Raw genomic sequence first — 12,595 nt, forward strand, 5'->3', positions numbered from 1 at the left:
CCGACGCCGTTGCCCGCTGTTCGGGGGCAAGGCAATCGAAGTTGAAACCAATGGCAAAAACGGCCAGGGTCAGACGTTCAGCTACGTCTTCCGGCTGGCATCGTCGGTAAAGGGTGGGGAGGGGCGGCGGGGAGCAATTGCAGATTCATGACGTGCGCACCTTTTTTGTTTTTGAATGAGGTTGGGCTGCATGGGAAATACAGTGGTCGTACAACCTCTTGAAATCAATCAAAGTGTTAGATCATTTTTTCCGGAGAAGGGCGCGTCGGATAAACCTGTCCAAAAAAATCCACACCGTGAATTTTCCTTTTGTTTTTCGATTTTTTTCATAAGTTGTTGTTTTTGATATTAAAAAATAATGCCTGTGTGGTCGCTTTTTTTGGACAGTGATCATCGGCAGTGGTGGTGTAAAAAATCACTGAACCTGATGTCATCGTATGACTGCTTGAAGGGCTGGCGCCGAACCTTCAAGATGAGCCACGCCGATTGCTCGGCAACGCCAGGAAAACCTGCCCGAGTACCTGTCGAGGATTCTCAAGAAATGACGTCACAATGCCGTGTGCCCACCTACGTCATGCAGCAACGCAGCGAGATGATGGACTTCTATATTCGTGACAAGAAAGGTCGCCGCGCCGAGACCAGCCCGCATCGACACGAATACTTCCAGATCCAGATCAACCTCGGCGGCGACACGGTGCAGCATATTGGCAACGCGGTTCGTCCATTTCCGCGTAACGCGCTGGCATTCATCCTGCCGCACCGCGTGCACGTGATCCCGCATCCGGCGGACAGCAACTTCATGGTGATCAACTTTTCCCAGACCTTTCTGCTGCCGCATTTGCAGTGCGACCCGATGGATCTGGAGGAGGTATCAATTCTCCTGGCGCCCGAACTGTCGCCGTTCCGCTTTCAGGAGCATCTGGATTTCATACTGGGGGATGAGGACTTCAACGAGGTCTGTGGCTTGATCGAACAGATGCGCGGCCTGGACGAGAATCGTCAGTTCGGTACACGCGAAGTGCTCAAGGGATTGCTGCTGCAACTGGTAGGCAAGGTGTGCGTCCTGTATGCCGAACCGCTCAAGCGCCTGGCAGAAGAGAATGCCGCGCAAGCCAGCCGGCGGGATGCGCTGAGCCGGATGTTCGAGTATCTGCGCAAGAACATTGCCGACCCCGATCTCAATCTGATCAAGGTCGCGGCGGCGACCTATCTGTCACCGACCTATCTCACGCACTGGCTGCGCAAGGAAATCGGCAAGACCTTCACCGAGCTGGTGCTGGAACGCAGAATGCACGCGGCACGCAATTACCTGCTCAATGGAACCCGGCCGGTGGGCGAGGTGGCGAGGTTGTGTGGGTTTGCGGATGAAGCTTATTTCTCCCGACGGTTTCGCCAGATCCACGGACAGCCACCTGGACAGTTCCGCCGTCGGCAACTGGACCCGGACACCCCGCAGTCACCTGTAGATGCCTGATCGGCTAATGCGACGAAACATAAACCGAGGCCGACGACGGCGCAGGCAACGCATACGTTGCCTTCATCCACTCGATCTCCGCTTGCGGCGTTCGGCCGAAGAAGCGTTTGAACTCGCGGCTGAACTGCGAAGCGCTTTCATAGCCGACGCTGAATGCCGCCGCTGAGGCAGTCATGGCATGGCGCAACATCAAAAGTCGCGCCTGATGCAGGCGCGTCGATTTCAGGTATTGCATGGGAGAGGCGTCCGTCACACTGCGAAAATGCAGGTGAAAACTGGGCACGCTCATGCTCGCCTCGCGCGCCAGTTGCTCGACGTCCAGACGCTCCTGATAGCTGCTGTGGATCTTGCGGATCGCCCGCGTCACCTTGCCGAAGTGCCCCTGTCGATTGAGTGCGGCGCGCATCGAGCCGCCTTGTTCGCCGGTCAGGATGCGGTAATAGATTTCCCGCAACAGCGACGGCCCCAATATCTGCGCTTCACCCAGAATGCTCATGGCTTCGAGAAAGCGCAGCGTTGATGCGCGCAGGCGGTCGTCCATCGGTGAGGCGAACATGCCCTTGGGTGGCGCATCACTCGGGCCGTGGACGTCATCCACTTGCTGCATCAACTCGCTGGCCACCTGGAAATCGAGTTGCATATAGATCGCGAGCATTGGCTCGTCCTCAGAGGCGTCGGTCTCCATGGTGAAGGGGATCGGAACCGACACCACCAGGTAATGCTGGGCGTCATACACGTAGACGTCATCGCCCAGATACCCGCGCTTCCGGCCCTGACAGAGAATCACGATGCCGGGGTCGTACAGCACCGGCGTGCGGGTCAACGGCCGGTTCGAGCGCAGGAAGCGCACGCCCTCCAGCGCGCTGAGGTTGTAGCCCTCGACCGGTGCCAGCGTTTCCATGAGCTGCACCATGCGCGAAGTGCTTGGGTCGGCCTGTTTCATCGGGTTCTCTCTGTGGGCCGTTCAATGGTCGGTGGAACGGGTTAGCGCTTCCCATTGATCGATCTCGCTGGCGGCGCTTTTCAGCTTGTCGCGCACCAGGCTCAATGCATCGCTGCCGAGCAACAGATGCGCCGGTGGAGAAGGGCTGGCGATGATCTGCAACATCGCCTGCGCCGCTTTGCGCGGATCGCCGAGCTGCTTGCCGCTCTTGTCTTCCCGCGCCTTGCGCACCGGATCGAAGCTGGCGTCATAGTCGGCGATGCTGCGGGGCGTGCGCTGCATCGAACGGCCGGCCCAGTCGGTCCGAAATGAACCCGGTGCGACGGCGGTCACGAAGATATTGAACGGCGCCAGTTCCTTGCTCAGGGTATCGGAGATGCCTTCGAGCGCAAACTTGCTGCCGCAGTAGTACGCGATACCCGGCATGGTGATTGTGCCGCCCATCGAGGTGATATTGAGAATATGACCCGCCCGCCGCTGGCGAAAGAACGGCACAAACGCCTTGGTCACCGCGACCGCGCCGAACACATTCACGTCGAACTGGCGGCGCATGTCCTCCAGCGGCGATTCTTCGAAAATGCCTTCGTGACCGTAGCCGGCGTTGTTGACCAGCACATCGACCGGGCCGTGGGTCGCTTCGACAGTCGCCACGACGCCTTCGATGCGGTCGAAGTCGGTGACGTCCAGCAGCACGCCGTACGCATTATCGATAGAAAGAGCCTGAAAGGCTTGCAGGTCGGCTTCGTTGCGAACGGTGCCGATGACGCGGTGGCCGGCAGCCAGCGCTTCTTTGGCCAGCGCGTGGCCGAAGCCGCTGCTGACGCCGGTGATGAAGAGGGTTTTGGTGGTGGTCATGACGGGCTCTCGTGAATGCGGTTTCAGCTCATGGTATCCATCGAAGAAACACTCACCTATGTCGGTTTGTCTTTGATCATTGCCTATTCCTATCAACGGGGCGACAAACGGCCAATGAGCTTTTTGCGTTGCTCCGGGTATCCAGGCAGCAACAGATCCAATGTGCTGATATTTTTCCATTCTGCGCAACGCTCGCGAATAAAGAGGACGAAATGAAGAAATCAACGGACTGGCCCGCAGACGATAACGAGTTGGCGCAATTGCGCGCGTTCAACCGCAAGCTTGCCCGGCTGCCGCGCTTTCGTATCCGCAATCGCATCACGCCACGGGCGATTCAGTTGCTGTTGCGGCTAAGCCAATTGGGCGGCGCAAGAAAGTTGCTCAAGCACGGGCTCGAGGCCGAACGAAAAGTGGTGGGTGTCGACGGCGCATCAGTGCCGGTGCGGATTATTCGGCCAAAGACAAAGGCCAAAGGTGTGGTGCTGGATATTCATGGTGGCGGCTGGGTCATCGGCAACGCGCAGATGAACGACCCCCTCAACATCGCCATGGTGAAAGCCTGCGACGTGGCAGTGGTCTCGGTCGACTATCGGCTTGTGGTCTCGACTCCGATCGAGGGCGTCATGCAGGACTGCCTCACGGCGGCCCGCTGGCTGCTGAGCGATGACTGCCGCGAGTTTGCGAACCTGCCCGTCATCGTCGTGGGCGAGTCGGCAGGCGGCCATCTCGCCGTCGCGACCCTGTTGCAACTCAAACAGTGGCCGGACCTGCTCGAACGGGTGAGCGGGGCGCTGCTGTATTACGGCGTCTACGACCTGACCGGAACCCCCAGCGTACGCAACGCCGGCCCCGATACCTTGCTGCTGGACGGGCCGGGGATGGTTGAAGCGCTGCAAATGCTCACTCCGGGATTGAGCGATGAAGAACGCCGGCAGGCGCCGTTGTCACCGCTCTACGGTGACTTCACCGGTTTTCCGCCAGCATTGATGTTCGCTGCGCAACTGGATCCGCTCAGGGATGACACGCTTGAGTTGGCTGAACGTTGGGGCAGGGCGGCGGAAGTGGAGGTGCACCTGTTGCCGGAAACCGCACATGGTGTGATTCATTTTCCGCTGGGGTTGGCGGGGAGGGTGCTTGGGTATAGTCGTGCGTGGGTTGCAGGGCGGCTTGTTGAGAGGTGAGCTATCGACCCTCACTCAGCCGCCACCTTGAATTGCTCGAGAATAAGTTCAGCCAATGTCCTGACAGGCTCGGTGAAACTTCGCCGAGGCCTGTGCACCAGTCCGATATCACGATGGAACGTGTGTTGGCCGAGATCAAGCGCCCGCACACCTGACGGCCATTGCTGATGGGTGGCCGTCTGCGGCACGAGCGCGCCCCCTACGCCATTTTCCACCAGCCTGATAATGGCCTCCAGCTCATCCAGCTCAGAGACTTCACGCAAAGTGAAATGCATCTGTCGCAGGAAACGATCGACCTGCCTGCCGCCGAATGAAGAGCGGTCATACCGAATGAACGGCAGGCTTGAGAGCAGTTCGATCCAGTCTTCTCCCGGTACGTCCTTGGGCACGATCAGACGGTAGGGTTCAAGCGCCAGCGTGGTCCAGCGCAGATCGCTTTGAAGCGAGAAGGGCGGCCGAATGATCGCCGCCATGTCGATTTCGCCAGTATCCACCAGGTTCACCAGCTCCATGGAAAGACCGGGCACGACACGCGTTCGGCATTCCGGGCACTGTTGGTGAAACCTGGCGAGTGCGTCCGGGAGAAACGATCGCTGGACAGAGGCGATTGCACCGACGTTGACCAGAATGCGGGTGGAAAGACCGACGGTGGTCGATCCCAGGTTGTCGTAAAGACGAAGCAGCTCCTGCGCCTGAAGCAGGACTTGCTGGCCCATCCTGTTGAGGTGGGCCGTGCGTCCTTTTCTGTCGAATATTTCAAAGCCGAGCTCGGCTTCCAGACGTTGAATCTGGGCGCTCACCGCCGCCTGGGTGAGGCCTATCCGGTTGCCGGCAGCTGCGAAAGTGCCTTCCCGGGCGACGGCAATGAGGGTCTTGAGTTCTTTGATCATTCACAAATATTAGTTGTGTTTCTGAGAAATATATATTGATTTTTTTGCTGTCAGTGTCGCCCTACGATGTGCTCACCAACCACAAAAACCGTATCGGAGTCCTGATGAGCCTTTCGCCATTCCACCTCGCCATCCCCGTTTACAACCTGGCTGCAGCCCGCACTTTTTACGGTGAGGTCTTCGGCCTGGAAGAGGGTCGTTCCAGTAACCAATGGGTCGACTTCAACTTTTACGGGCATCAACTGGTGATTCACGAACACCCGAAAACCGCGTCTCAGGAAAGCGTTCACAGCAACCCGGTCGACGGGCACGACGTTCCTGTTCCTCACTTCGGCATCATCCTGGGATGGGAAGAGTGGGAAGCGCTGGCAGAGCGCCTCAAGTCTTTCGGTACCGAATTTGTGATCGAACCTTACATTCGATTCAAAGGACAGGTTGGCGAGCAAGCCACGATGTTCCTGTTCGACCCTTGCGGCAATGCCCTCGAATTCAAGGCCTTCAAGGATATGAGCCAGCTCTTCGCCAAGTAAGAAACGCAATGGCACAACGGCGTTGTGCCATTTGATCTCAAGTGAGCTGGAAGCTCATGACTCTAGCAACTGCCGAATTGATGCAGTCCTTTCATTCCAACAAAAAGGCTAGACATGAAACGTATTCCCCTGGTGTGGCAAATCGTTGCCGGGCTGTTGCTTGGCGTGCTCGTTGGTTGGTACTTCAACACCCATCCGCAGTATCAGTCGTGGGTCAGTGCGGAGATCCTGAAACCGCTTGGCGATATCTTCATCAAGATGATGAAGATGGTGGTCGTGCCCATCGTGTTCTGTTGCATGATCCTGGGTATCGCCGGTGGCGGGGATAACAAGTCGTTCGGCCGGATGGGCATCAAGTCGCTGGGCTATTTCTTTGCGATCACCGGCCTGGCCATCGTGATCGGCCTGTGTTTCGCGAACCTCTTCGAACCCGGTACGGGCACCGATATTTCGGGCATCGCGCATGGTGCTACCGCCATCACGATGGAGCCTTCGAAGGGCGCGCTCGTGATTATGCAAAACATCGTTCCGGATAACGTTCTGGTGGCGATGTCCGAGGCGAAGCTGCTTTCGGTCCTGTTCTTCGCGGTGTTGTTCGGTGTCGCGCTGAACGCATTGCCCAAGGAAAAAAGTGCACCTGTGGTTGCGCTGGTCCAAGGCATTTCGGATGCGATGTTCAGGATCGTCTCGATCGTCATGGCCTATGCCCCGATAGGGGTGTTCGGCATGATCGGTGCGACCGTCGCGACCTTCGGTTTTGCCTCGTTGTTGCCCCTGCTCAAGTTGATTGGTGTGGTTTATCTGGCGCTGATCGTCTTCGCATTGGTAGTGCTCGGAGGAATCAGTTACCTGATCGGCGAGAACATCTTCAAGTTGATCAGGTATTTCCGCGACGAGTTGATTCTTGCGTTCTCCAGTGCTGCCTCCGCAGCGGTCATGCCGCAGTTGATGAGCAAGCTGGAGAACTACGGGGTGCCACGGCGTATTGTCAGTTTTGTGGTGCCAGTGGGGTACGCGTTCAACCTTGATGGCGCCTCGATCTTCCTCGGGGTGGCGACAATCTTTATCGCCCAGCTTTATGGAATCGATCTGTCGCTTTCTCAGGAAATCCTGCTGGTGGTGACCATGGTGCTGACCTCCAAAGGTGCTGCCGGGGTGCCTGGATTCGCCATCGTCATCCTGTCGGCCACATTGGCGTCTGCCGGTCTACCGCTGGAGGGCGTGGCACTGATCGCCGGCATCTTCAGGATTATCGACAGCGGCACCACCACCCTGAATGTGTTGGGCAATGCGATCGCGCCCCTGGTGATCGCCAAATGGGAGAGGGTGACTCTTGAGCCTTCGCGCACCCGCCCGGACGTACAAAAGGCCTGACGATCACAAGGAGCACTGACGGCGCTGCACGAGTAAACGCCTGCTGATGTACAGGCGATTTTTTTCATCAGGTTACTAGACGACCGGTCTGATATTGAAGGTATGCAACATGATTGATAACAGTCGCAACACGGATCTTTTTTCTCCCATGCAAATGGGCGCCCTGCAATTGACCAACCGGATTGTCATGGCGCCCGTGACCCGCAGCCGGATGGCTGAAGACGGCGTTCCGAACGAGTTGCACGCTACTTACTACGCACAGCGCGCGAGTGCCGGCTTGATCATTGCCGAAGCGACAAACATTTCGGCGCAGGGGCGTGGCTACGCCATGACGCCGGGGATCTGGTCGAACGCGCAGGTGGCGGGGTGGAAAAAAGTCACGGACGCCGTCCATGCCGCAGGTGGCAGGATTGTCAGCCAGCTGTGGCACGTGGGGCGTTTTTCCAGCGTCGAGTTGCAGCCCGACCGCGCCGCTCCCGTTGCGCCCTCGGCGATCAAGGCAGAAGGCAGCACCTACACCGAGAACGGCTTTGTCGAAGTGTCGATGCCCCGAGCGCTGGAGACATCGGAGATTCCCGGCATCATCGAGCAATACAAGCGCGCCGCTGAAAATGCCAGGCGTGCCGGTTTCGATGGCGTGGAGGTTCATTCGGCGAACAGCTATCTGCTCGACCAGTTTCTGCGTGACTCGACCAATCAGCGCACTGACCGGTATGGCGGCACCATTGAGAACCGCGCCCGACTGACGCTTGAAGTCACTGAAGCGGTGATTTCGATCTGGGGCAGTGACCGCGTCGGCATTCGTCTTTCGCCGGTCACGCCCGATGCCGGAAACACACCTCCCGACAGCAATGTCATGGCGACCTACGGATATCTGATTCAGCAGCTCAACCGGCTCAATCTGGCCTATCTGCACTTCGTCGAAGGCGCCACCGCGACCTCGCGCACGGTTCCTGATGGCGTTGATCTGGATGCATTGAGCGCGCAGTTCGAAGGCCCCTTCATCGGCAATAACAACTACGACCTCGAGATGGCACTGGAGCGCCGGGCGCAGGGCCGGATTGACGCGGTGGCGTTCGGGCGCCTGTTCATTTCCAACCCCGACCTCGTGGAGCGCCTGCGTCGGGGCACCGAACTGACCATCGCACCACGCGAGAGCTACTACGGAGGCGGCGCCAAGGGCTACACCGACTGGCCAACGGCTGACCATTGATTTGTGCGCCCCGTGCCGGATCGGCGCAGGGCGGCTCGATTGAAAAACACATTCACAGCAATCAGGAGTTCATCATGAGCCATCCAACTTACGTGCAGGAATACAACGCAATCGTCGAAGTGCTCAGCCAGTACAACGAAGGTGGAGCAAAGGCTGACAGCGCCTTGATGAAGCCCGCGTTCAATGCGCAGGCGACCATGTTCGGGGTTGACGACGGCAAGCTCGTCGGCGGCGTGATCCAGAATCTGTATGACGTCATCGACAGCGCGTTCCGTCCATCCCCCGAAGCCGAAGCCGCCATCGTTCGCATCGATATCGTCGGCACGGCTGCGAGTGCCCGGGTCGATACCGACAATGTGTCAGGGTTTCGTTTCACCGACTTCTTCAACCTGCTGAAGGTGGAAGGCAAGTGGACGATCGTCAGCAAGATCTACCACACCCACCCGAGCGTCTGAGCCCTCGTCGTCTGCCCCGGCAACACCGGGGCAGCACGGATTACGCCTGATCCATCGCCTCGGTCAGTCCCTGATCCTCACCCAGAAACCCGCCACTCTGGTGCTGCCAAAGCCGCGCATAGGTGCCGTTCTTCGCCAGCAGTTCGGTGTGGGTGCCTTGCTCGATGATGCGCCCCTCATCCATGACAATCAGTCGATCCATCGCCGCAATTGTCGACAGTCGATGGGCGATGGCGATCACGGTCTTGCCCTGCATCATTTCATCGAGGCTTTCCTGGATGGCGACTTCGACTTCGGAATCCAGGGCGCTGGTGGCTTCGTCGAGCAACAGGATCGGCGCGTTCTTGAGCATCACCCGGGCAATGGCAATGCGCTGGCGCTGGCCACCGGAAAGCTTGATGCCGCGCTCGCCCACCAGGGTGTCGTAGCCGGTGTGGCCCTGGCGGTCGCTGAGCTGGTTGATGAAGCCGTCGGCCTGGGCGTTGGCCGCAGCACGCTGGATCTGTTCGTCGGTGGCGTCCGGTCGGCCGTAGGCGATGTTGTCGCGAATCGAGCGGTGCAGCAGGGAGGTGTCCTGAGTGACCATGCCGATCGCGCTGCGCAGGCTGTCCTGTGTCACCTGCGCGATGTTTTGCCCGTCGATGCGAATCTCGCCGCGATCCACGTCATAGAAGCGCAGCAGCAGATTGATCAGCGTGGATTTACCGGCGCCGGAGCGGCCCACCAAACCGATTTTTTCCCCCGGTCGGATGCTCAGGCTCAAGCCGTCGAGCACCTGGCGTTCGCCGTTGTAGTTGAAGCTGACGTTGTCGAATTCCACGGCGCCGCCGGAAGGCACCAGCACGCCGGCGTCCGGCGCATCCTGGACCTTGGGGCCACGGGTCAGGGTGTCCATGCCGTCCTGCACCGTGCCGATGTTTTCGAACAGCGACGTCATCTGCCACATGATCCAGTGCGACATGCCATTGATGCGCAGCGCCATGGCCGTGATCGCCGCCACGGCCCCGGTGCCGACTTCGCCCTGATGCCACAGCCACAAGGCGTAGCCGCCGGCGCCCATGATCAGCCCGACCACCAGCGCCTGATTGACGATCTCGAACTGGCTGACCAGACGCATCTGGCGGAAACCGGTCTGCTTGAAATCCTCCATCGCCGCCCGCGCAAAATGCGCTTCACGTTTGGAGTGGGAGAACAGTTTGACGGTGGTGATGTTGGTGTAGGCGTCCGAAACCCGGCCCGTCATCGACGATCGCGCGTGGGCCTGTTCCTGGCCGACCTGGCCCAGGCGCGGTACGAAATACAGCATCGCCAGCCCGAACAGCGCGACCCAGGCAATGAACGGCAGCATGAGTTTCAGGGCGAAGCCGCCGGCCAGGGCGATGATCGCAATGAAATAGACGCCGATACCCGGTGCGATTTCGATGACGGTGAACAGCACCTCGCGCACGGCCAGCGCCGTCTGCATCACCTTGGTCGTGACCCGACCGGAAAACTCGTCGGAGAAGAACGAAAGGCTCTGCCGCAGCATCAGTCGATGGAAATCCCAGCGCAGACGCAGCGGCAGATTGATCGCCAACACCTGATGCTGAACCATGGTGCGCAGCGCCACCAGCCCGACGCTGGTCAGCAACACGATGCCGATGCCCCACAGCACGCGGCTCTCCTGGCCGTTCACATCGCCGCCGGCCTGCCAGGTCGAGAGCAGATCCACGACCTGACCCAAAAAGGAAAACAACCAGGCTTCGTAGATCGACACACCGGCACTGAGCAGCGCCAACGCGAGGATATAGCCGCGAGCGCCACGGGTGCAGGCCCACAGGAATCGCGCCAGACCGACCGGCGGTGGCGGCGCTTCGTCGGGCGGGAAGGGGTCGAGCCGTTGTTCAAACAGGCGAAGCATTGGGGGTCTCCGAAATCATCAGTTGCGGGGATTCTGCCACTTATCGATCACATTGAGGGGCCGCAGGTTCAGTGCATGATCTTTTGAGGGAAAACCCTCATTGTTGTAACGCTGACGCCTTACTAGCATGAACTCCGACGTTGACCCACTCGATGGAGAGCACCATGGCTACCACGCAGACTGACGACAAGCGCCCAACCCCCGATCCGGCCGAGGACAACGCGTTTTTCCCCTCGCCATATTCCCTCAGCCAGTTCACTTCGCCCAAATCCGATCTCAGTGATGCCGAGTACCCGAACCGTTACAAGGGCGGGCGCTGGAAGGTCCTGATGATCGGCGCGGACGAGCGCTATCTGTTGACCGACAACGGCACCATGTTCTCCACGGGCAATCACCCGGTTGAAACGCTGCTGCCGATGTATCACCTCGACAAGGCCGGTTTTGGCTTTGATGTCGCGACGCTGTCGGGCAATCCGGTCAAGTTCGAATTCTGGGCCATGCCCTCCGAAGACGCCGAAGTGAAGGGCTTCTACGAGCAATACCGCGATCAGTTCAAGCGTCCACTCAAGCTGTCCCAGGTGATCGAAGAAGCGCTGGGCGAGGACTCTGATTACATCGGCGTGTTCATTCCCGGCGGCCACGGCGCGCTGATCGGCCTGCCGGAAAGCGAGGACGTGAAAAAGATCCTGCAATGGGCAATCGCCAAGGACAAATTCGTCATTACCCTGTGCCACGGCCCGGCGGCGCTGCTGGCGGCCGGCCTCGGTGAAACAAAAGACTCATGCATCTTCAACGGTTACCGGATTTGCGCCTTTCCCGATGCCCTGGACTCTACAACCCCCGACATCGGTTACATGCCCGGCCACCTGACCTGGAAATTCGGCGAGCAGTTGCAGGCGCTCGGTGTGGAAATCACTAACCAGGACATTTCCGGGGCCACGCTTCAGGATCGCAAACTGCTGACCGGTGACAGTCCGCTGGCGGGCAACGCACTGGGCAAACTGGCGGCCGCCGCGCTCCTCAAAGAGGTCACGTCGGGGTGAGCTCCGGACCTGCCGAAGCACTCTTGCGCGCCGCCCTCGACATCGAGGCGGCGCCCACGCTGGTGGCGATCCAGAAGGCCGTTCGCGGTTTCGCCGGGGCCTATGGTTACGATCGGTTCGTCCTGTTCTCCGCCACCTCGGCGTCGGAGGACGTGGTCGAGCGCATTTATTGGGTGGAAGGCGACTGGTTCGGCGACGGCATCGCTGTCGACGCCCAGACCTACGTTCAGCGCTGCCCAGTGACTCGCCACCTGTTGGACGCCCGCGAATCGTTCTTCTGGAGCAAGGTGCAGGAGCAGAGCGGCGAACTGTATCGGCTGGTTCGCGTGCCAAGCGGCCCGGGCGTGCATGGATTGCAGATTCCGGTCTTCGGTCCACAAGGGCTTGAAGGCGCCATGAGTCTGGGTGGCGAACAGATCGATGCCTCGGCGCGGGTTCGTCTGGCGCTGGGCATGCTCGCCTCGGTGGCGTTTTTCTCCGCCCGACGCTTGCTCGAAGCGCCGCTGGACGAGACGGCCGGAAAACTCTCGACCCGCGAGCGCGAAGTGCTGGCGTGGGTCGCCGCCGGTCGCCGGCAGGCCGACATCGCCGCCACACTCGGCTTGTCCGGGCGCACGGTGGAAAATCACCTGCGTTCGGCGCGTCGGCATCTGGGCGTGGCCACCACTGCTCAGGCCATCAAAATTGCCATTCGCAAGGGTGAAATAAAGGGGTGAGGTTCTCACTCTGCCGGTGCC

12 protein-coding genes are annotated in these 12,595 nt (G+C 59.5%); 8 read left to right on the forward strand and 4 right to left on the reverse strand.

The features are described from left to right. Positions 1-541: 541 nt before the first annotated feature. Positions 542-1,474 (forward strand): helix-turn-helix transcriptional regulator, encoded by a 933-nt coding sequence (locus ACODTD_RS00065; protein ID WP_011333664.1) that lies wholly within the window; start codon positions 542-544, stop codon positions 1,472-1,474. Between the two features lie 4 nt (positions 1,475-1,478). Here the strand turns inward: ACODTD_RS00065 and ACODTD_RS00070 are convergent, their stop codons facing one another. Then, positions 1,479-2,417 carry an AraC family transcriptional regulator gene (locus tag ACODTD_RS00070; RefSeq protein WP_489104257.1) on the reverse strand — a complete coding sequence of 313 codons (939 nt, stop codon included), beginning with the start codon at positions 2,415-2,417 and terminating at the stop codon, positions 1,479-1,481. Between the two features lie 21 nt (positions 2,418-2,438). Next, positions 2,439-3,272, reverse strand: a complete 834-nt coding sequence (locus ACODTD_RS00075) for an oxidoreductase (protein ID WP_221614963.1) — start codon at positions 3,270-3,272, stop codon at positions 2,439-2,441. Between the two features lie 212 nt (positions 3,273-3,484). Between ACODTD_RS00075 and ACODTD_RS00080 the strand changes: the two genes are divergently transcribed. Continuing rightward, positions 3,485-4,453 (forward strand): alpha/beta hydrolase, encoded by a 969-nt coding sequence (locus ACODTD_RS00080; protein ID WP_489104258.1) that lies wholly within the window; start codon positions 3,485-3,487, stop codon positions 4,451-4,453. 11 nt (positions 4,454-4,464) lie between these two features. Here the strand turns inward: ACODTD_RS00080 and ACODTD_RS00085 are convergent, their stop codons facing one another. Then, positions 4,465-5,343, reverse strand: coding sequence for a LysR family transcriptional regulator (locus ACODTD_RS00085; protein ID WP_285358524.1), 879 nt, complete (start codon positions 5,341-5,343; stop codon positions 4,465-4,467). A 104-nt stretch (positions 5,344-5,447) separates the two neighbouring features. Between ACODTD_RS00085 and ACODTD_RS00090 the strand changes: the two genes are divergently transcribed. The 4 genes from ACODTD_RS00090 to ACODTD_RS00105 all read left to right on the forward strand — a co-directional run bounded on the left by ACODTD_RS00090 (position 5,448) and on the right by ACODTD_RS00105 (position 8,915). After that, positions 5,448-5,873, forward strand: a complete 426-nt coding sequence (locus ACODTD_RS00090; protein WP_011333668.1) for a VOC family protein — start codon at positions 5,448-5,450, stop codon at positions 5,871-5,873. 114 nt (positions 5,874-5,987) lie between these two features. Further along, positions 5,988-7,247 carry a cation:dicarboxylate symporter family transporter gene (locus ACODTD_RS00095; RefSeq protein ID WP_489104259.1) on the forward strand — a complete coding sequence of 420 codons (1,260 nt, stop codon included), beginning with the start codon at positions 5,988-5,990 and terminating at the stop codon, positions 7,245-7,247. A gap of 109 nt (positions 7,248-7,356) precedes the next feature. Continuing rightward, the gene (locus ACODTD_RS00100; protein ID WP_489104260.1) at positions 7,357-8,460 is read left to right on the forward strand and encodes an alkene reductase; all 1,104 of its coding nucleotides are present in this window, start codon (positions 7,357-7,359) and stop codon (positions 8,458-8,460) included. Between the two features lie 74 nt (positions 8,461-8,534). Beyond that, entirely contained in the window at positions 8,535-8,915 is a 381-nt protein-coding gene (locus ACODTD_RS00105; protein ID WP_489104261.1) for a nuclear transport factor 2 family protein, read from the forward strand. A gap of 40 nt (positions 8,916-8,955) precedes the next feature. Here the strand turns inward: ACODTD_RS00105 and ACODTD_RS00110 are convergent, their stop codons facing one another. After that, positions 8,956-10,815 (reverse strand): ABC transporter ATP-binding protein, encoded by a 1,860-nt coding sequence (locus ACODTD_RS00110; protein WP_011333672.1) that lies wholly within the window; start codon positions 10,813-10,815, stop codon positions 8,956-8,958. Between the two features lie 164 nt (positions 10,816-10,979). Between ACODTD_RS00110 and hchA the strand changes: the two genes are divergently transcribed. Next, positions 10,980-11,858: a glyoxalase III HchA gene (hchA, locus tag ACODTD_RS00115; RefSeq protein ID WP_011333673.1), complete on the forward strand. Its 879-nt coding sequence runs from the start codon at positions 10,980-10,982 to the stop codon at positions 11,856-11,858. Continuing rightward, on the forward strand, positions 11,855-12,574 hold the full coding sequence (locus ACODTD_RS00120) for a PA1136 family autoinducer-binding transcriptional regulator (protein WP_011333674.1): 720 nt from the start codon (positions 11,855-11,857) through the stop codon (positions 12,572-12,574). The genes hchA and ACODTD_RS00120 overlap by 4 nt, the downstream gene beginning before the upstream one ends. Positions 12,575-12,595 lie beyond the last annotated feature (21 nt).

It is taken from the genome of Pseudomonas sp. FG35 (assembly GCF_057809295.1).